A 20,068-nucleotide genomic window follows, 5' to 3' on the forward strand; every position below is an offset into this window, starting at 1 on the left:
ATTGTTCCTGTAAAACTAGATAGATCAAAGGTCATAAACGTTCTGCGGTGGTAGCCAGAACCATCATTCTTAACGACCAGACCCGTGCTGCTTCCATAATTCGTATTCGAATAGGAGCCATCGCGCACATACGTATCGGCAATCGGCGAGAAGGATGCTAGATTGGCAAGTGTTATAGATATCTCATTGGAACGAGGGCTGTCGCCTGCAGCATTCGTTGCGATTACGGTGAAGTAGTACGTCTCGCGATTATTCAATCCTGTAACCGTGAAGCGATTCTCGCCTCCATTGACATTGGCTACCGGAACAACATTCGTATACTGGCCAGAAGCAGTACCGTACTCGATACGATATCCCGTGGCAAGCGGTGCTGCGTTCCAAGTCAGGGTAACACTGCTGTCGCCATACACAGCGTTTGTGAGCAGTGGAGCCGTCGGCACTTCTCCAGACTGTCCTTTGCTGAGCTTTACCTTAAATGTCTTCCCAATTGCCCCAGCCGTTTGAACCTCAAGGATTGTCGTCGGCGCAAACTGCTTGACGGTTACACCTGGGTCCAAGTATATCGCGCCTTGTGTCGCTTGATGGAACTCTACTTGTATCGTTCCTCCGTTCGCATGTGTCGGATCGGCTATGGCGAGCTCAACGGTATCATCGCTCTCCACCACCGTAACGGACGATTTCTTGTTGCTTGTTAGATAAGGCTGCCCATCCATCTGCACCGTCTTTACGTTGTCACTCCAGAAGTTCGCGCCTACTGCATGCAGCACCTTGTCCTGTACCGCATGCAGCATGCTTGAATTCTCAAGCACCACATGATCTGGATTCGCTGCATAGCCTGCTGTCTCTTCTGGTGTCACCCCAGGAAGCACCACATACTCGTACTTCGCCTGAGTTGGATCAACTCCAGCAGGAAGTGCGAGACTTAGGTAAGAGGCTGACAGGGAGGTTGTGGAGCCATCCACATTGATCTCATTCCAAGAGCAGGTTCTTGTCTCTCTTAGCCCTGCCACCGTTTGTCCGCCTGGAAAAACATAGCCAATACTATCGTCTTGTGCTTCACCTGCAAGATGAGCCCAATTCGCTCCATTCATGGTATCTGACCAGCCAGCTGTAGATGGCATCGCATTTCCATTCACGATAAGCGCATTTGAACCGTTCTCATTAAGCTTGCGGTTCTCAACAATAGTCTCAACGCTTCTGCCTCCTGTGCTTGTAATATCTGAGCCAAGCGCAATATATTTATCACCGAATAAGAACCACGATTTCTTGCCTGTCAACGAAGAACCCGTATTGCTTGACATGCCAAACTGCATGCCAACCGTTCCAATTGAGCCGTCGGTGTAGGACCCGCCCGCCCAATTCGAGGTGTTGAACTTAAAGGAGCTAAGCGTGCCCACGGAACCATCTGTAGTCGTTCCTGGCAAGCGCATGGCATTGATCGTCGGCCAATAGGCGCCTGAATATTGGGTCTGGTCGCTATTGTAAAGATAGACTGCACCCGCTCCTTGCCACCATGGCCGCTTATTCTCGCCATTGCCATATTCCATCGCGGAGATGCGCGTAGAGAACAAAGCTACAGCAATGCCAAAGTCAGGACGCAAATGCAGTGCGCGCTCCATTCCGCCAAAGACATGCGTGTCGATGAGCGGATCTGCAGGAGTGATGGATGTATTCTCCAAGAGATGCCGCACATTCATTGCATGAAAAATCGATAAACCCTCCGTGTACGAATCAAAAGTCGAATCCGAGAGCATTTGCCCCTTTGTTATCGCTCTCACTCGGGAGGCATCGGGCTCTTGAAGTCCATTAGCCAACATGGCAAGTGAGGTTAGGATGCTCCTTCCCGCCTGATGGTCCTGTGAATTCTCACGAGATACCGCTCTTCCACGGACATTATCCATCATCGCTCCCTTATAGAAGAACGGCTGATACGCTTCCTCCACCCATCGAATCACATTGTTCATATTCGGGTCAGTAATGCTCCAATTCGAATTGCCGAGCAGATAGATGAGCTTAGCCATATCGGAGATTAGCACCGCTCCATAGCTGCCTGTATAGGCTACGTAATCATGCTGTATGAAGGAGCCGTCCTCATAGAACCCATCACCGTCCTTTACATACAAAAGCACTTGGCTAATCGCATCCCGACCTTGCACAAGCCTGTCCGCATCCTTGGCAATGATTCCATGAAGGGATACAATTAAGGCTTTATCAAGCCGATTGGCTCCTGTCTCCTTGAGGGTTGGAGCATTCGTTCGATAAGTCGGATCTGGCACGAATCGTTTCAACACCTTTACATAGTTGGCAATCTGCGTACTATTGAGCTGATCATGCACGAGAATCATCGTATCCGACAGATTCATCGGAGCGCCAATCTCCCAATGCCACCAGTTGCCTGTCTCGCTTTTCGTCTCGTTGTATTTATTCGCATACATCCAATCGAGCCCGCTTCGAATATCACTCACAAGCTGTGTGTTTCCTTTCAGCGAGGAGCCTGTTGTGGCATATGCAATCGCCATTTCTCTCAACCGCACATAGTTGGCCGAAATTGTGGCAGGATCATTCCATGAAGAGATATCGCTCCATAGATAGGTCCGAGCGGCACTTTTATTCATCGTGCTCCAATGCTGATTCACATTCGCGTCCAACTGCTGAATACTTGCTGCAATAGCAGAATCGGTGATATCGATATCACTACCGCCCGTCAAATAGGTCACCCACTTATCCTTCAGTGGGGTATATTCATCTGCAGCTTGCACGTTCGGCGCAGCCGTAACCAAAAACAACGGATAGATAAGCAAAGCAGTCAATAAAGTGTGAATAATCCGTCTTCTACTTGAATTGGACTTCATCTGCATCTCCTCCAATCGTAATGTATGCGCTTACATATTGTGATTTTTTACAGCTTCCTCCCTCTGCAACGATGCTAATGTGGTGATAGCACTCCAATTTTAATCGTGTGAACATGCATCACTCCTTTCATAAAAAAAGAGATAAGGGTACTGCATGAAAGTCATAAGACGGCAGCCTGCACGGTAAAACGGTGCTGTCGAAAGATTAATCATTTTGAAAGTATAGATCCTTTGAGATGGGATAATGAAGACTAAATAATGGCGTAAAATCGAGGATAATGATAAAATTTGACATCCTAGCTGCAATTCCTTCTGATCACTACAATAATCCAGATTCTCACTACATTTCTCCTCTATCATCCTCATAATAAAAAAATTATCTAGTCATCGTCATTAAAAAATTGGGCGATGATACGACTCGTTTTTTATATCCATCGTCAGTATAGATTTTCGCTTACAAGGTGGATCACCTTTCAATCCGCTGGATAAAAAAGCAAACCACACAAAAGTTAGTGCGGTTTGCTTTTGTTTCAAAAATAAGAGCTGCATACGTAACGATCAATCATCATGTTTGAATGTATATGAGCTGAGCTTTATTCATCCTGTTCCTTGTTAAGCTGCTCAGCCAAATAGTTGATGATGCCATCATCAGCATCCCGATGATACTCCCATACCATCACACCGCCAAGCTGATGATTGCGAATATATTGCACTTTCGCTTCCAGTGCTTCTTCATCCTCGTAGCTGATAAAGGTATCTCCGTTATACAGATAAGCAGCCTTCGCTTTTTCATCAAAGAAACGCTTGTATCCATTCTTATTCAAGTACTTTTCTTGAATGGCCTTGTAGCTGAGATCCACCTTATCAATATCAATCGGTTTGCCTGACACGAATGGCTTGCCTTCTTTAATCTTTACCTGCTTCCAGCCATAGGAATAAGAAGGAATGCCTAGTAAGATCTTCTTACTATCCACATTCCGTGAGATGAAGCCCTGCATCACTTGATCCACGCTGTGCTCAGCATGATTGTACTTGTCGATATACAGATTGGCATTGTAACCCGTCACTGGCGACCATTTTCCCGTTAGATCATAGGCCATGACATTAATATAATCGACGTACTTCATAAGCTTGTCCAACTCAACCAGATCAAAGTACCATTCCTGTGCGCCCGCGGCAAATGTAAGAAGGTAGCCCCTCTCTTGATGAGGCAGCATGTTCAGCTTTTCCCGGAGCTCTTTCATCAGACTTGTAAAGTTCTTGGTATCTTCCGGCCGAGACTTCTGTGTTCCCCAAGCGTCATGCGCAGGATACTCCCAGTCAATATCGACTCCGTCCAGATCCAGCTCTTTGACTGTACTCATAATATTCTCTGTAAAAACATATCGATTGCCGTCTAAAGCAGCATCGGAGAAGCCGTCCACACCATAGCCACCAACAGCGAGAACAAACTTCGTATCCTTGTTTAATTCCTTCATTCGCTTGATGTTAGCTCTTATTTCGGCATCTACATTCTTGTCCTTATCAAACACGATATCCGTTCCGTCCAGCTTGGCAAAAGCGATTAATGCAATATCCACCTTTTTCTCAGAGAGCTTCACTTCCTCAGGATTGCGCCAAGCCTCAACGTACACGGCGGTTACAGGACGTTCCTCCGCATTTGCAATTTGGTAATAGTAGAATCCCATTCCGACCACCATGAATAATACAATAATCTTCGTATACCAAGTGATTTTCATAATGTCTACCCTCTTCCACCAAATAAAATGCGTGTCATGACTTTACTTAACTGAAGGATCTTAACCGTCACATAACTCACAACAAGCACTGTGCCAATGTTGATCAAGAGGCGCAATGTCGTTTCTAGGAAGGCAGCCTCCGTATCAAGGCGCTTTGCAACAATAATCTCGACCAGCAGGTGAATGAGATAAATGCTGAAGCTCGCTTTTGAGACCGAGCCTATCATCTTTTTCACCTTGTAATTGATTACCGTCTGGAAGGTCGGCTCCTTGTCCTTAAAATATAAAAACATGCCGATTGCCATAAAGAAGGTCGTAATCGAATAGTTGCCATAGAACATTTCATCAAGAACCCCGTCCTGAAGAGACACAAAGTATGTAGCGATAGGGGTTATGAACAACGATATGATTCCTAGGTTGAAACAGAGATTGCGTGCTTTCAATGATATTTCATAATTGTACAAGTAGTAACCCAATACAAAGTACCCGAGATATCCTGTATAGAAGGGAATATTCAGAATCGGCATATAAAAATAGTTGCCTGATAGCTGAAAGACGATATCCGTCACAAGTCGATACCCAATGCTCACCGTAAACCAAAGAATAAGATAATATCGAATGTCCTTCTCTTCGCAAGAGCGGACGAGCTTGGCAATCAAGGGTACGGTCATGTAGATGGCAATAATCGCGTATAAGAACCACAAATGCACATAGTTGCGATCAATGAGCAGATTATAGCCAAAACCTTTCAGAAACTCGAGCACGCCAATATTGCTTTTTAAAACAAAATATTGATTGTAAAGCGCATATATCAATGACCAACTGATTAACGGAATTACGAGAGGAAGCACACGCTTCAAATAGAATTCGCGATAGGACGTAATGTTCGTTCGAAGTATCATCGCACCGCTTATCATGAAGAATACCGGTACTGCAAAGCGTGCAATCGAGTTTAGCAGGTTGTTCACCCACCAGGATGCGCTGTTAAAATCATTCGTGCGGGTCAGCAGATCCGCTGTGATATGGAGGATGACAACAGCGACGATTGAGAGTACGCGCAATAGATCAATGTAGATAATACGGTTGTTTTTGAAAATGCTGTTCATGAGGGCCCTCCTGTCTGCCTTTATTGTGAGCTTGCAGCCGTTTGCTGACTAATCGAAGCTGTTCCTTTGCGTTCAATGAATCCCCAGCTCTCATCCGTATCAAAATACTTGAAGGTGCCTACGATGTTGATGTAAAGCAGCACATTGCGATAGGTCAGCATCTCCAGCTGACTGAACACAAATAACTTAACCTTGTCCCATATCGAGTATCGACTTCCGTATTTCTCAGAAAGGTATATGGAAATGATAATTTGAAGGGCATTAATGAGGAGTGTAATGAACAGCAGGATCATGACACGCAAGAGGTGCTCACCGCTTATCAGAGCATTGACAACGTAGAAGATCATCGTAAAGGCAGTAAGCGTTCCGAGAAGGAAACCGTCTATTGCAAAAAAGAGGCTAATTCCTGGGCTGAACTGATGTGATAGCTTTGACCAATAAAGTAAAATGCAATCCACAAATGCCTTTTGCCAACGAATACGCTGTTTATAAAAATTCTTCAAATTCTCTGGACATTCGGTGTAGCATACTGCTTCCGGCGCATAGATCAATTTTTTCTTTAGATGATTGGCTCGAATGTATTGATGAATCTTTAGCGTGATGTCGATATCCTCGCCAACCGTAGATCTAAAGCCCCCAGTCTTATACATGATGTCCCGCTTGAAAGCACCAAAAGCCCCCGAAATAACGACAATGGAATTGAAGAAGGATTGGGTTAATTTTCGAACGTAGAAGCCGTGCATGTAATTGAGAATTTGACTTTTAATGAGACCTGGACCTTTGAACTTCTCCATCACTCTTCCATCTTGATCCCGTTCTGCACCTTGAACGATTTTAACCGTTCCGCCAAGCGCAATGACCTCATCATTATGGAAATATTGGCTTACGTACTTCAAGGAATAACGCTCTAACATGCTGTCTGCGTCCAATGTAACCACGATATCGCCTGTGGCATAATCGATTCCTGCATTCAGCGAATCCGCCTTGCCTCCATTCACCTTATCGATGACAAAGAAATGAGGATGCTTCTTGGATTGGTATAGCTGCTTGACTGATTTGTATTGAAGCTCCCCCGCAGGTGTTCTTTCAATCGGGACGAGATCCAATAGCTCAGAGAGCCGCTGCAGCGTGTTGTCTTTCGAGCCATCATTGATAAAGATGATCTCATGGTTTGAGTAGTCCACCTCAAGCATGGCTTCTACGCAATTCTCGATTGTTTTTTCTTCGTTATAGGCGGGAACGAGTACGGCAGTGGCATGCTCAGATAGGCCTTCTTGCAAGGGCTTGACTTTGCTGACGACGATCGGAATGATGATGTACAGAATTTGAAAAATAAAATACACAGCCGTCGTGACATACAGGAAAATATACATGTTTTCTCTCCTTTCTCTCTCTATCTGTGAAAACAGTGCCGAACGGCAAGTATAGGCGTGAAGTTACGAATAGTCATGGTGCAGAACATACCTATGGGGAATAACGGGAGAACGCTCTGTGTTTATACGAGAGCGAAAAGACTAAACACCTTCTTTCGGATATGAGTTTATCAATGAGTGTATCTATGTTTAAAGTAGCTCAGATTGTATATATTCGTAAAATCTCCATTGTTTTCAAGTAATCGATTACATCTTCCATTCTCTTATAATATCTCTCATTTCCATTATTTTTCTTTCAAATCACATAATCTTACATTGTATGACATAATTATAAAGATGCTATGAAGGCGCACAAATGACAGGCACAACAAAAACAACCCCTTCGAATCAACGAAGAGGCTGCCCATTTGGAATCGTTTATTTGTAATGATGTAATCTGATTATTTCGCAAAATATCCGCCATCGATTGGCAGCTCAACACCTGTAATATACGAAGATTCATCGGAAGCGAGGAACAGCACACCGCTCGCAATGTCCTCTGCAAGTCCAAGGCGAGGAAGCGGAGTCTGCGAAAGGAACCATTGCTTCATATCTGGATTCTCCATGAGCTTCTCGCTCATCGGCGTCTTGATAAATCCTGGATGAACGGAGTTTGCACGAATGTTGTGCTTCGCAAAGTCTACAGCTGTTGCCTTCGTCAGCATACGCACAGCCCCTTTGCTGGCTGTATAAGCGCCTGCTCCGCTGCCGCCGGTCAAGCCCGCAATAGACGAAATATTAATGATCGATCCACCGCCATTATTGATCATATGAGGAATAACGGCTTGTTGTCCCAGGAATACACTTGTGATGTTGATCGACATTATCTTTTCCCATAGTTCAAGTGAAGATTCCATGAACGGCACCTCGCTGGAGATTCCTGCATTATTCACGAGAATATCGATCTTGCCGTATTGCTTCATCGTTTCGTCCACCATGCTTGTCCAATCTTCTTGAGAGGATACATCGTGACGGAAGCCAATCGCTTCTCCACCGTTGTTCTTGATCTCTGCAACAACCTCGTTTACTTTTTCTATTTGAATATCGGTAAGTACTACTTTTGCACCTTCCTTAGCAAACAAAAGCGCATCTACTTTCCCCATGCCGCTTGCAGCACCCGTGATAATCGCAACTTTACCTTCTAATCGTGCCATCGTTATTCACTCTCTTCTTGTTGTATTTATCATTCTTTTTATTTAATAATTAATACCTATTAATAATTAAATTGTATAACTATAAAATTTATTTGTCAATAATTGTGAATTTTTTCTCAATAAAATAGAAAAATTTTTAATATTGATTTTTCAACATTCAAATAAAAAAAGACTGCTGTCCTTAAGACAACAGTCTTTCTTGCTTTTCATATCCGATCATCACTTTTGTTCGTTATGAAGCGGCTTCACCATATGATCATAGTCATCATTTGCAATATGTAGGACTAACCCATCTGCATGGTATCCCTGAGCTTCATACAGCTTCCTAGCCTTGGTATTCGCAACGTCAACCAGAAGAGCTGCATACTTCAAGCCTCTCGCAGCTGCTTCCTGCTCAAATGCCGCCATGAGATGCTTGGCAATTCCACGTCCACGATAATTCGAATTCACCGCAACGGAATCCAAATAGAATTCACCTCGCTGCGACTCCTTAATCAAATGGACAGGATGCCCCTGCACCTTCGATAGGCGCTCCTCCAGCGGCGCATCAAGCTTCTGTACTTGTGCTCCATCATAGAACAAGGCGAAGCCTACGGTTCGTCCATCTTCTTCCCACACGATGCAATGGGAGTAGCTTAATCGATTCCCTGTCGTATGAAAATAATCGGTGAGCACCTTTTTCGTATACTCTACATCATCTGTTCCAGATAAATCATGGGCGATATTGCCGATCGCCTCCAGCATAAGCGGGATAACTTCGCTGCTATCCTCTGGACGTGCCTTGCGAATCATATTTGCTTCCTCCTTGCGTTACCGTTAACTATTTTCTCTATATAGGACATATCGTTCCCGAACATTGCCTACCCTTTAATGGTACCATAACTTTTTCCTTTCTAAACAAATGTCACACCTTTGTTGACAAAAAGCCATCGTTTCTGTAAAATGAATGACAGTCAGTCATCTAAGTTGTGATCCAAATAGGAGGTGAATCTCATCGAAGACAAGAAGGAACGCATTGTACGTGCAGCAATAGACGTATTGTGCAGTAAAGGCATTGAGAAGACGAAGGTCTCTGATATTGTCAAAGGAGCGGGCATCGCCCAAGGCACCTTTTATCTATACTTCCCTTCCAAGCTGGCTGTCATGCCATCTATTGCCGAGATTATGGTCAATAAGATTCTGGATGCCCTTCAGAATACGGTGCATCTGGACGCTCCGATCGAGGTGCAGCTGAAGTCTTTTATCGAGACGGTATTTCAGCTCCATCATGAGGATCGTGACCAGCTCGCTCTTCTCTATGCAGGCTTAGCTTCAAGTGAATACTTGAAGGAGTGGGAATCAATCTATGCACCTTATTACAGCTGGGTTACTGCTTTGCTTGATGCCGCCCAGTCGAATGGCTGGATTCGAGAAAAGTTAAATACGGCGCGGACAGCAAGGCTCGTCATTGGAGCAATTGAATCAGCAGCAGAGCAAGTCTTCTTATTCGGCCAGGCAGACGAAGCAGAGATTGAGGAACAAGCAGAGGTTGTATATGCTTTTGTCGCTCATGCATTAGGGATCAAGGTCCTGTAGGTTGAGGACCTGTTTTTTTGGTCAAAAAATGACTGAATGTCATTCATTATGATAAGGAGTGTTAAACGAAATGAATCGTTCTTGGATGTACGTAATCCTAACCTGTTTATTTGAATTGCTGTGGGTATACGGATTTAATGTAGCCACATCTTGGTGGCATTGGGCCATCATTGTCGTCATTATTCTTGTCGATTTTCATTTCTTGGCAAAGGCCTGTGAGAATCTCCCTACAGGTACGGTCTATGCGATCTTCGCAGGGGCGGGTACAGTTGGTACGGCATTGATGGACGTCCTTCTGTTCGAAGGCAGCTTGAGCGTTGGAAAAATCATGTTCATGATAATCTTGATTGCTGGAGTCATCGGTCTTAAATTGGCGGATCAAGCCGCTGAAACCAAACAAAAAGAACAAGGAGCTGCACTATAATGGGTTGGTTATTTGTATGCTTAGCCGCGATATTTGAAATAATTGGGGTCATTGGTCTTAAAAAATATTCTCAGCACAAAACGCTAAAAACAGGTGCAATGTTTTTGGGCGGTTTCGGGGCTTCCTTTGCGATGTTATATACGTCATTCAATTACCTTCAAGTCAGCATTGCATATGCTGTATGGGTCGGTATTGGTACCGCCGGAGCCGTGCTGATCAATATGATCTTCTTCGGTGAGGGGAAGAGCCCGGCACGAATTGTGAGCCTTATTGCCATCATCATTGGCGTAACTGGACTCAAAGCACTGTCATGATGCGGCTAATGGTGATTAAACGCGAATGCATTGACGTAGAGGCATTTATTCTTACTGACAAACGGTTTGTAATAGCAAATAAAGAAAGGCGTTCTCTTTCATCGGATTCGATGAGAGAGAACGCCTTTTTCCTCTGCAACTGTTATCTGTAACTGCAGAGGATGAGCACTAGATTCCGTCTATTGAAGATGATGCAGATCGATCGCTGTTGTTTGAACATTTCAAAATACCATTCTGACCTCAGGTTAAAATGTTTAAACAAAGGCGAGCGTTCATAGTCTCAGCATAGCGTGAAAATGGCTGTGTCCGCTTGTTATACTCCCATCCATCTCAAGCCTTTTGGGTAATGATTTTTAAGCTGCTGGTTGGTCGCTTTTCCCCAGCCTAGAGAGTAGCCATCAACGGTTACCAGCGTCCATCCCTTCGGCCCGTCTACTTGAAGCGTCTCCCCCTTTAGGTAGGACTGGATATCCGCACTGCTGGAGTCAATATTCCAATGGAATTGGACATCCTCCTTTGTTAGAGAAAGTGCCAAGGCATGCGAAGGCTCAAATCGATTTTTCTTCAATGTGCCCAAGTGCCACCCAGGACGAACAACCTTTAATGGCTTGAGTGAAAGCATTTCGGTTGGAAGCACATACAGTTGATCTCCGAATAGGGTGTAGCGGCCCTCCGGCACAACGTTCAGCAAATCATTGGCAAAGCTTAAATAATCCTTCATTAGCTTCTTGTCCAAACGATCCTTGTCCATATCAAGCTTGCCATGATCACATCCATCCACTTTGCGAAGCACTGCAATATAATGGCCCTCTCCTTGCAAGCGATGCGGCCAAAGTCGATAGGTCTCCTCAAGGTTCGTGCATGCCTCATCGGCCCAATCTGCTCTGCCGCGGGAGAAGCCCTCATAGGCTGCCACCTGTTCCACTTGAAACTCTGGATGCTCTAGAATGAATCGGCTTATCACCCCTTCATTCTCCTCTGGGGAGAACGTGCAGGTCGAGTACACCAATCGACCGCCTGCTTTTAGCATCTTGCCAGCTTCTTGAATGATATCCATTTGCCTAGCTGCGCAAAAGGCTACGTGATCGAGGCTCCACTCTGAACGAGCATCCGGGTCCTTGCGGAACATGCCTTCACCAGAGCAAGGAGCGTCGACCAAGATCGCATCAAAGAAGGAAGGAAACTTCTTAGCGAGCCGGTCTGGTGTCTCATTCGTGACGACAGCATTGGTAACTCCCATTCGTTCTAGATTCTGAGACAAGATCTTGGCGCGAGTCGGATGGATCTCATTCGCGACGAGAAGGCCTTCCTGGTTCATCTTCTGTGCGAGATGCGTCGTCTTCCCGCCAGGGGCGGCGCATAGATCAAGCACCTTCTCTCCAGGCTTCGGATCGACAAGCTCGCCAACCCCCATCGCGCTTGGCTCCTGAATATAATAGAGCCCTGCCTCATGATAGGGATGCTTTCCCGGACGGTCTTTGCTTGCATAATAGAAGCCGTCCTCCACCCATGGGATAGGAGAAAGCTCGAACGGATTCAAATCCAAGAAGGCATCCCTCGTTATTTTCAAGCGATTTACCCTTAATCCTTGTGATTTATCTTCATCATAGCTTCGAAGAAAGTCATCTGCTTCCTCCTTCAGAAGCGCCTTCATTTTCACAACAAAATCATTCGGTAAGTTCATCGTTTCTAACCTCGTTCGTGTAGATTGCTTTTAACATTTTAACGAGCGAGGACGCATTAAGCAAGTCATGTGCTCCTTACAATGATTCCTTGGTCGCAAGATCTCGAATAACGAGCTCTCTATCCCCTTCTCCTGCTGAGGGAATGACAAGATATCCCGCTTCACTATCAGGAAGCCTATCGATCATAAAGCCAGTCCCATTAGGCGATAAAGAAACTTGCTCTTTCGATAGACGGGCTGCATAAGGGAGATATACGATCGTAGATGATTCCACTCCCTCCTCCCATTTCATTACATAATCCCGACGATGGAAATCGTATCCATATGCCAATAGAGTCCCTGCTACAGCATGCGGGATTCCTCTGCGAATGCCATTGAAGGAAGAATATTCATCCACCGCGGCATCATCATAGGACCAATAGGTATCTCCGCACAGCAGCTTCTCCAAAGTCCCCTTTACGTGCAAAGCAGACGCTTCCGCCTCTTGTGATCCGTAGTAAGCCCCCCATTCGCCGATGAGCATCGGCATTTGAAGGCGTTTACGCGTTTGCTCATGCTGATCAAACAAGATGCTGACCCGAGTATTGCTGCTCGCATTCATATAAGTGGTATCCGTAACCAAATCATAGCCATGCGGTGCATATGCCTGCTGAGGATCACGACAGCCCAGTTCATTCGTAATAGGCTCTATTCCGCTAGGAACCCCCAGATTGGAGAACAAATGGGTCTCCATAAACAGGATGCCCCTCTGATCCACCTCACGAATTGCCTTTGCGACTCGATTGTACATTGACATTAATGGTCCTCTCTCAAAAGCCTGTTGAGCAGGAGCCAGAGCATGAAGGAAGGATTGGAATCGATCAGGATGCTCCAGCCATTGAAGCAGGTCCAGCTTGTGCTCAGGGTCCAACAAAGAAGCAGATAAGGCTGCTTTCGACTCATTCGCATCTGAGGCGTCAAGCTGCACACTTCCATGTTCCAGAGAGTCTGCTGCCAGCTGTTCCATAAGCGGTGCGAGCATCTGTTGAACTGAGGAGCCCATAAATGGTTCGTTCATCAGATCATAGCCGATTACATTGGGCTCTCTGCCCAGCTCTTCCGCTAGCTTGCGCCAGGCTAGCGCATAGTGCTCCTGTATGCCGACACCATCTGGAGCCAAATCGTTATTCCAAAAATGATCAAACGCGCGCTGAACGGCTTCATTATGCAAATAAGCATCACTCCATAACGGATATGGCTCGTAAGTAAAGCCATCTGTAATCGTTGCCCAAGCAGGCGCGCCATCGCCAAACTGTGCACTGAACAGATCTTGGTGCATGTCGAGAAAGACATAGATGCCCGCCTGATGTGCGAGATGGATGACCGTTCTCAAACGCTCGATATAGGCTAAATCGAACTTTCCTGGCAACGGCTCCAATCCATCCCATATCACTCCGAGCCGAACAACATTAAAGCCCCATTGCTTTAATTTCTTAAATGCTTTCTGATCCCAGGAACCGATGTAGCCTTTCGATCGGTCCTTGCATACCAGATTAATGCCATGCAGCAGTATCTCACACCCAGATTGGTCAACAAAACGATTATCCTTCACCTGAATACGATTCATAGAAGCTCCTCCTTGGCAGCGCTATTTGCTTGCTGCGTTCCTTTCGTTGAGGCGACACTTGTTTTTTGTACTGACTAGTCAGTTTGATCATAATCAGTTACACCTCTTCTTGTCAACCACTTTAGCCTTCTTTTCTCTTGTTCCTTATGGTGTTTCGGCCTATAATGAGCATAACGCTTACACAAGAGGTGAATGGGATGCTATACCCGATCGTTCGAGATAGATAATTGTCGGGCTGGATCAAAACGCGTACCAGCTGCCAAGGGGGCAGTTTGCCCTTTTGAGTCGATACGACAAGGATCTTGAACATCGATATACAGAACCCCTATTTATCTACTGAGAGGCGGAATAAATTCATGAACACTTTTTCATATGATACATTTTACGACCGAATCGGCAAGCTTATTGGCTGGGATTTCAGCCGGATTCAGATGACAACCGAAGGCGCTCTGTGGGATTACCACCAGAAAGCAGCCTCCCTTGCAAGTGATAACGATCTTCTGCTAGATATCGGCACTGGCGGTGGCGAGAGCGCGCTGGCCATGGCACAGCATGTCCAGCTTTTGATCGGCATTGACCGGTCACCAGATATGATTGAGACTGCAAGACAACGGCTTGCACACTTCACACAGACAAACGCACGTTTCTTTACCATGGATGCGGACGAGCTTCAATTTCCTAGCGGGATGTTTGATCTTGTGACTTGCCGGCATGCTCCCTTCCAAGCAGAGGAGGTGGCTCGTGTCTTGAAAGCGAACGGCTGCTTTGTTACACAGCAGGTAGCCGAACAGGATAAAGAGAACCTAAAAAAATGGTTTGGACGCGGGCAATCCTACCTGCAGGATAACGGCATTACCCTATTGGAAGAGTCATCTGTCCGATTGCGTGAGGCAGGTTTTCAAGATATTCAGGTCTATGAATACGATGCCGTTGAATATTACAAGACTGCCCAAGACTTGTTCTTCTTGCTTGCCCATACGCCTACCATCCCTTTATTTGGTCAGGTTGATGGTGACATGGAGCGCTTCGATTCATTTGTCAAGGAACATACTTCGGAGAAGGGCATCCGTACGAATGCCTCTCGTTTCCTTATTGTGGCGACACGATAAGACGCATTCATCCATAGACTTAATACCTAAATAAGTTTCATATCGCAATGATTATAAAGGAGCGGCCCACCGCTTCTTTTTGTATAGGAGGAAGAATCATGGTTAAAAAGAAGAAGCCAACCGTATTACAGCCAGGATCCACAATTGCAATTATTTCACCGTCCACGGGGCTTCCTCATCTCCTGCCTGACATCTACGATCTTGGACTTCGCCATCTTCGAGAGACATTCAAGCTGAATGTTGTTGAGATGCCGACCGCGAGAATGCATCCCGATGAGCTCTACAAGCATCCAGAGCTGCGTGCTGCGGACATTCATCAATGTTTCCTCGACCCAGCTATAGACGGCATCCTATGCTCGATAGGAGGTTATGAGTCCATTCGAATCCTGCCGCATCTCGATTCTGAGATCATCATAAATCATCCAAAGCTGATCATGGGATTCTCGGATGCGACGACTTTCCTAAGCTACTTTAATCAGCTGGGACTTGTGACGTTCTATGGCCCATCTGTGATGGCAGGATTAGCACAGATCAGCCACCTTCCCTCAGCCTATCTAGACCATTTGAAGGCCATGTTATTCGGGACCTCTTATCCGTACGTTTATAAGCCATATGAGCACTGGACACAGGGTTATAAGGATTGGAGCATTCTTGAAACACTGGGTGAATGCCTGTCGTTCCAATCCAATGAGGAAGGCTGGTGCTTCTTGCAGGGCAACTCCGTCGCATCGGGAGAGCTATGGGGAGGATGTATCGAAGTATTGGAGTTTATGAAGGGAACCTCCTATTGGCCATCGCCTGACTTCTGGCAAGAGAAGATTCTATTTTTCGAAACCTCTGAGGAGAAGCCTTCTCCGATGCAGGTCGGCTATATGCTGCGGAATTACGGCATGCAGGGTATTTTATCAAAAATAAAAGGTATCATGTTCGGGAGGCCTAAGGATTATACCGTGGAAGAAACCATGGAGCTTCACCGTATTCTGCAGCAAATCGTACGAGACGAATTCAAGGAGCCCAAACTTCCTATCGTTGTTCAAGTTGATTTTGGACATACGGATCCTAAAATGGTGCTTCCGTTTGGATGTCGAGTGGAGCTTGATCCCGTTCAAGCTTCCATCGTATTGCTGGAAAGCCCTTTCTGTGATGTAGCTACTATTCAACAGTAAAGTGAGCAATTCCCGTTAAGGACATATTCATTATTATCCAAGTAGGCCATCTAGCTAATAGCTATGATGGCTTGCTTATTGGTTGGATTAACCAATCGAACTGAACCAGTATTTTCCTAGCGATGTCAGGTGAAAATCATTACAATAGGGATGGTATAAGTAAATTCCTTCCTAATCTAGATCTTTTTTGATCACTTGTCAGCGAGGTGTACGTAACGAATGAACAATGTAGATCCAAAAGCTCACCGCAACTTGTATTCGCTCCTATTCCATCACCACCCTGATGCCGTTTTTATTTTGAATCGACAGGGTGAACTCTGTTACTTTAATCCCGCTTGTGCCCAATTGTTTGGCACACGGCTTCAAGTCGGCCAACCCCTAACCCGTTGTATACATACCTTCGAAATAGGAACCTTCCATCATTTCTTCAAGCAAGCCTTAAAAGGCAAACCGTTTGAATTCCGATTGGTCAATCGTAATGGAGAGGACAACATGCAAGATCTGAAGCTGCGCATGGTCCCGAATATTTTAGATGAAACGCTTAAAGGCGTTACCTTATACGTTCAAAATCCTACGGAAGAAGAGCGAGATCACGGGCATACAGTGCAAGCGGACCTGCTCATCTGCCAATCCTTCATTGAATATCATCGAGATCCGATCTTGCTATTGGATCAGCGTGCTACGATTGTATTAGCTAATCCCGCCTTCTCCAAACTTCTGGGCTGGAGTAAAGAGAAACTTGTAGGCTCTCATATTCTCGATTGCCCCGCCATCCCCTCATATCTGGTCAAGCAAATGAAACGCTATTATCAGCAAGTTGTCGCTGCCGAGCGACATTCCGATATTTACTCCTACACGAATCTTGAACACATTGAGACGATTCAAGTAGCCAGTGACGGGAATGAATACCGTATGCTTTTATCGATCTCGCCTATTTACCAGGCCTCAGGCAGTCTGTGCTACTGGGCTGTACATCTCCGTAACATTACGGATAAGCACCTGCTTGAAGATCAGCTTAATATGTTTGTACTTGAGCATGAGGTGTCGGATGAGCTCAGCAACTTAGAACACCTGAAGACGGTCAGCCACTTAGCTGCCAGCATCTCGCATGAGGTTCGCAATCCGTTGACTGCTACAAGAGGCTTTATTCAATTATTGAGAGAGCCTGCCATTTCTGAAGATAAGAAGCAGCTCTACATCCAAATTAGTCTGGATGAGCTCTCCAGAGCTGAAAGCATTATTACAGACTATTTGACCTTTGCCAAGCCTTCATTGGAGCATATTGAGCATATTGATCTGGAGGAAGAGCTTCATTATATCGGTGAGGTAATCAAGCCATTTGCCTCCATGCAAAATGCAGCTGTCCAGCTTATCCTCTCGCCGCATCTGCATATCGTCGGTGATCGTAAGAAGCTGCAGCAAGCATTGTTGAATTTGATGAAAAACGGCGTTGAGTCTATGAAGAACAATGGAAAGCTTACCCTATCCTTGGAAGAAGAAAACGATAGAGTGGTCATTACAATACAGGACAATGGCACAGGCATGAGTCCTGAGCAGTTGAAGAAGCTCGGTACGCCTTATTTTACAACAAAAGAAAAAGGTACAGGTCTTGGCACCATGGTTGCCTTTAGCATGATTCGTTCGATGGAAGGTGAAATATCGGTATCAAGCGAGCTTGGGAAAGGAACATGCATTACGGCTTCATTCCCTAAACACGTGAATTAATTAGTTTGCGATCAAGGCCTTGTATCTTCTTCTTGCACAAAACATAGTCATTTGATAAGATACTGAACGAACGTTCAGTATGGCATTATGATTGATTAACCACATTGAAGGAGTGGACAATGGTGAACAAGAAGCAGCTGCAAAGTGAGCAAACCAAAAAAAAGGTTGCACATGCAGCAAGGACCCTGTTTGTCCAAAAGGGGTACAAGGCCACTTCCATTGAAGATATCGTTGAAGCTACCGGAAGCAGCAAAGGAAACATTTATTATCATTTCAAAAGCAAGGAAGGCCTGTTTTTGTACTTGATAGAAGAGTGGGATTATGAATGGGAGCAGAAATGGAGAGAGAAGGAGCCCCTTTATACGACCACTATTGATAAGTTTTTTGGCTTTGCCGAGCAGATGGTGCTTGAGGATCTGAATCATCCCCTGACCAAATCCGCTGACGAATTTTTCAAGAACGAAGAAAAAACAAGCGAAATCGAGGAACGCGTCACCGAGATGGTGGAGCGGCATCTGATCTTCAATCAGCAGCTGATTCAAGAGGGCATCGACAACGGACAGTTCGGCCATCATGACGTAAAGAGCCTCGCAGTGATTCTGGAGGGATTGATGTTTGGTTTGAGCCATATGTCTCGCAAATCCTCTTTGCAAGGCGCTCTGTCCTTGTATCATGACGCGATTAGAGTCTTCTTATACGGAATTGCTGTCCATCAGCCTGAATAATAGCATTGCATTGTTTCGAAGATCTCTCTGGATGGTCTATCTTCATGTAACATTCTCGTTCATTCTTATCTTAAGGTAAGATGAACAGGTCATAATACAAAACGAACGTTCAGTATTAATTGCAAGATAGGATTATTTTTGAAGTATTAAATGGGATTGTGCTTTGCATTCTAAAAAGAACACGAGTAAGGAGCATCTTATGTCATTGCTACTACGAAACCGAGCTGCGATCTTGCTGCTCATGTTAAACATCTTTCTTGTCTTTACGGGCATTGGTCTGGTTATTCCAATCATGCCTACGTATATGACCGAGCTTCACATCAGCGGAAGCATGGTGGGCTTGCTGGTCGCCGCCTTCTCTCTCACACAGCTACTGTTTTCACCATTTGCAGGAAGATTATCCGACTCTCTCGGACGAAAGAAAACGATCGTTGCAGGTATGATTCTATTTGCACTATCCGAGTGGTTGTTCGGTTCCGTCAATGCACCGGTCTTTCTCTTTGCCGCACGCATGATTGGAGGATTAAGCGCAGCGCTGATGATGCCTTCTGTTATGGCCTATGCAGCTGACGTGACCACTAATGAAGAAAGAGCAAAGGGAATGGGCTTTATTAATGCCGCCATTACGACAGGCTTCATCATTGGGCCAGGAATCGGAGGCTATCTTGCAGAGTTTGGGATTCGCGTACCTTTCTATGCCGCAGCTATTGCAGCAGGGGTCTCTGCAGTTATTACAGCATTCATTCTTCCTGAATCCCTTACTGAAGAGAAGCGCCAGCAGATCAAAGCCGCCGCAACCAAGCAGGACAACTTATTCAAGCAGCTGATGTCGTCTTATAAAGAACCTTACTTTATCAGCTTGATTATTGTAATGGTAACGTCCTTCGGGCTCGCAAATTATGAAACAGTATTTGGCCTGTTCGTGGATCACAAGTTCGGATTTACGCCAAAAGATATTGCGTTTATTATTACCTTCGGTTCCATCTCGGGTGCTGTTGTCCAAGTGACCATCTTTGGCTGGATCTTGAATAAGTTTGGCGAAAGACGCGTTATTTCCTGCTGTTTGCTAGTAGCAGGGATCTTTGTACTGTTGACCCTATTCGTTCATACGTACTTCTTAATCGTAGTCGTAACCTTCATTGTTTTTCTGTCCATCGATATTCTGCGGCCTGCAATTGGCACACAGCTATCCAAGATGGCTCAGGATCAGCAAGGCTATGTGGCAGGTTTGAACTCTGCTTACACCAGCTTAGGAAATATTGCAGGCCCAATCGTTGCAGGAGCGTTGTTTGATATCGATATCAATTATCCATACGTAATGGCTGCTATTGTTCTCGTCCTCTGCTTCTTGTTATCGCTTAGATCTAAAAAGGTACTGCAGCATACGGCTGGAGAAAAGATCACACGCACATCCTAATCGAACAGACATATAGGTTATTTTGTATACATGGACTGGAATCAAAAAGTTGACCCTTCG

The 20,068-nt window shown here is 45.3% G+C and carries 16 protein-coding genes and 1 pseudogene; 8 read left to right on the forward strand and 9 right to left on the reverse strand.

Features of this window, described 5'->3' with window-relative positions:
• From I2H74_RS24425 to I2H74_RS02465, 7 genes and pseudogenes are all read right to left on the reverse strand, one after another.
• Window positions 1-2,852: pseudogene (locus I2H74_RS24425) on the reverse strand (polysaccharide lyase family 8 super-sandwich domain-containing protein); the annotation flags it as partial.
• Window positions 2,833-2,967 carry a hypothetical protein gene (locus tag I2H74_RS24945; protein ID WP_267490700.1) on the reverse strand — a complete coding sequence of 45 codons (135 nt, stop codon included), beginning with the start codon at window positions 2,965-2,967 and terminating at the stop codon, window positions 2,833-2,835. The gene I2H74_RS24945 and the pseudogene I2H74_RS24425, both read right to left, overlap by 20 nt.
• A gap of 478 nt (window positions 2,968-3,445) precedes the next feature.
• Window positions 3,446-4,591 carry a glycoside hydrolase family 18 protein gene (locus I2H74_RS02445; protein WP_195571332.1) on the reverse strand — a complete coding sequence of 382 codons (1,146 nt, stop codon included), beginning with the start codon at window positions 4,589-4,591 and terminating at the stop codon, window positions 3,446-3,448.
• A gap of 5 nt (window positions 4,592-4,596) precedes the next feature.
• Window positions 4,597-5,697 carry an acyltransferase gene (locus I2H74_RS02450; RefSeq protein WP_195571334.1) on the reverse strand — a complete coding sequence of 367 codons (1,101 nt, stop codon included), beginning with the start codon at window positions 5,695-5,697 and terminating at the stop codon, window positions 4,597-4,599.
• 20 nt (window positions 5,698-5,717) lie between these two features.
• Complete coding sequence (locus I2H74_RS02455) at window positions 5,718-7,070, reverse strand: glycosyltransferase family 2 protein (RefSeq protein ID WP_195571335.1); 1,353 nt, start codon at window positions 7,068-7,070, stop codon at window positions 5,718-5,720.
• 440 nt (window positions 7,071-7,510) lie between these two features.
• Window positions 7,511-8,263, reverse strand: coding sequence for an SDR family NAD(P)-dependent oxidoreductase (locus I2H74_RS02460; protein WP_195571337.1), 753 nt, complete (start codon window positions 8,261-8,263; stop codon window positions 7,511-7,513).
• Between the two features lie 219 nt (window positions 8,264-8,482).
• On the reverse strand, window positions 8,483-9,055 hold the full coding sequence (locus I2H74_RS02465) for a GNAT family N-acetyltransferase (protein ID WP_195571339.1): 573 nt from the start codon (window positions 9,053-9,055) through the stop codon (window positions 8,483-8,485).
• Between the two features lie 201 nt (window positions 9,056-9,256).
• On the opposite strand from I2H74_RS02465, the gene I2H74_RS02470 reads away from it, so the two are divergent.
• From I2H74_RS02470 to I2H74_RS02480, 3 genes are all read left to right on the forward strand, one after another.
• Window positions 9,257-9,838 carry a TetR family transcriptional regulator gene (locus I2H74_RS02470; protein ID WP_195572106.1) on the forward strand — a complete coding sequence of 194 codons (582 nt, stop codon included), beginning with the start codon at window positions 9,257-9,259 and terminating at the stop codon, window positions 9,836-9,838.
• A 70-nt stretch (window positions 9,839-9,908) separates the two neighbouring features.
• On the forward strand, window positions 9,909-10,262 hold the full coding sequence (locus tag I2H74_RS02475) for a DMT family transporter (protein ID WP_195571341.1): 354 nt from the start codon (window positions 9,909-9,911) through the stop codon (window positions 10,260-10,262).
• A complete protein-coding gene (locus I2H74_RS02480; protein ID WP_195571342.1) occupies window positions 10,262-10,576 on the forward strand; it encodes a DMT family transporter in 315 nt (104 codons plus the stop codon). Before I2H74_RS02475 ends, I2H74_RS02480 begins: the two co-directional genes overlap by 1 nt.
• Window positions 10,577-10,889: 313 nt before the next feature.
• Here the strand turns inward: I2H74_RS02480 and I2H74_RS02485 are convergent, their stop codons facing one another.
• Entirely contained in the window at window positions 10,890-12,260 is a 1,371-nt protein-coding gene (locus I2H74_RS02485; RefSeq protein ID WP_195571344.1) for an RsmF rRNA methyltransferase first C-terminal domain-containing protein, read from the reverse strand.
• 76 nt (window positions 12,261-12,336) lie between these two features.
• Window positions 12,337-13,866 carry a cellulase family glycosylhydrolase gene (locus I2H74_RS02490; protein WP_195571346.1) on the reverse strand — a complete coding sequence of 510 codons (1,530 nt, stop codon included), beginning with the start codon at window positions 13,864-13,866 and terminating at the stop codon, window positions 12,337-12,339.
• 302 nt (window positions 13,867-14,168) lie between these two features.
• On the opposite strand from I2H74_RS02490, the gene I2H74_RS02495 reads away from it, so the two are divergent.
• From I2H74_RS02495 to I2H74_RS02515, 5 genes are all read left to right on the forward strand, one after another.
• The gene (locus tag I2H74_RS02495; RefSeq protein ID WP_267490701.1) at window positions 14,169-14,975 is read left to right on the forward strand and encodes a class I SAM-dependent methyltransferase; all 807 of its coding nucleotides are present in this window, start codon (window positions 14,169-14,171) and stop codon (window positions 14,973-14,975) included.
• A gap of 98 nt (window positions 14,976-15,073) precedes the next feature.
• The gene (locus I2H74_RS02500) at window positions 15,074-16,141 is read left to right on the forward strand and encodes a S66 family peptidase (protein WP_195571349.1); all 1,068 of its coding nucleotides are present in this window, start codon (window positions 15,074-15,076) and stop codon (window positions 16,139-16,141) included.
• Window positions 16,142-16,360: 219 nt separating this feature from the next.
• Window positions 16,361-17,866, forward strand: coding sequence for a PAS domain-containing sensor histidine kinase (locus I2H74_RS02505; protein WP_195571351.1), 1,506 nt, complete (start codon window positions 16,361-16,363; stop codon window positions 17,864-17,866).
• 122 nt (window positions 17,867-17,988) lie between these two features.
• Entirely contained in the window at window positions 17,989-18,591 is a 603-nt protein-coding gene (locus tag I2H74_RS02510; RefSeq protein WP_195572107.1) for a TetR/AcrR family transcriptional regulator, read from the forward strand.
• A 163-nt stretch (window positions 18,592-18,754) separates the two neighbouring features.
• Complete coding sequence (locus tag I2H74_RS02515; RefSeq protein ID WP_267490702.1) at window positions 18,755-20,008, forward strand: MFS transporter; 1,254 nt, start codon at window positions 18,755-18,757, stop codon at window positions 20,006-20,008.
• Window positions 20,009-20,068 lie beyond the last annotated feature (60 nt).

Source organism: Paenibacillus sp. 1001270B_150601_E10 (genome assembly GCF_015558675.1).
Lineage (GTDB): Bacteria > Bacillota > Bacilli > Paenibacillales > Paenibacillaceae > Paenibacillus_B.

Coding starts and splice junctions, on each gene's coding strand:
- I2H74_RS02450 (WP_195571334.1), bottom strand. CDS start 5,697: ATGAACAGCATTTTCAAAAACAACCGTATTATCTACATTGATCTATTG.
- I2H74_RS02475 (WP_195571341.1), top strand. CDS start 9,909: ATGAATCGTTCTTGGATGTACGTAATCCTAACCTGTTTATTTGAATTG.
- I2H74_RS02490 (WP_195571346.1), bottom strand. CDS start 13,866: ATGAATCGTATTCAGGTGAAGGATAATCGTTTTGTTGACCAATCTGGG.
- I2H74_RS02460 (WP_195571337.1), bottom strand. CDS start 8,263: ATGGCACGATTAGAAGGTAAAGTTGCGATTATCACGGGTGCTGCAAGC.
- I2H74_RS02485 (WP_195571344.1), bottom strand. CDS start 12,260: ATGAACTTACCGAATGATTTTGTTGTGAAAATGAAGGCGCTTCTGAAG.
- I2H74_RS02455 (WP_195571335.1), bottom strand. CDS start 7,070: ATGTATATTTTCCTGTATGTCACGACGGCTGTGTATTTTATTTTTCAA.
- I2H74_RS02465 (WP_195571339.1), bottom strand. CDS start 9,055: ATGATTCGCAAGGCACGTCCAGAGGATAGCAGCGAAGTTATCCCGCTT.
- I2H74_RS02480 (WP_195571342.1), top strand. CDS start 10,262: ATGGGTTGGTTATTTGTATGCTTAGCCGCGATATTTGAAATAATTGGG.
- I2H74_RS24945 (WP_267490700.1), bottom strand. CDS start 2,967: ATGTTCACACGATTAAAATTGGAGTGCTATCACCACATTAGCATCGTT.
- I2H74_RS02500 (WP_195571349.1), top strand. CDS start 15,074: ATGGTTAAAAAGAAGAAGCCAACCGTATTACAGCCAGGATCCACAATT.
- I2H74_RS02505 (WP_195571351.1), top strand. CDS start 16,361: ATGAACAATGTAGATCCAAAAGCTCACCGCAACTTGTATTCGCTCCTA.
- I2H74_RS02445 (WP_195571332.1), bottom strand. CDS start 4,591: ATGAAAATCACTTGGTATACGAAGATTATTGTATTATTCATGGTGGTC.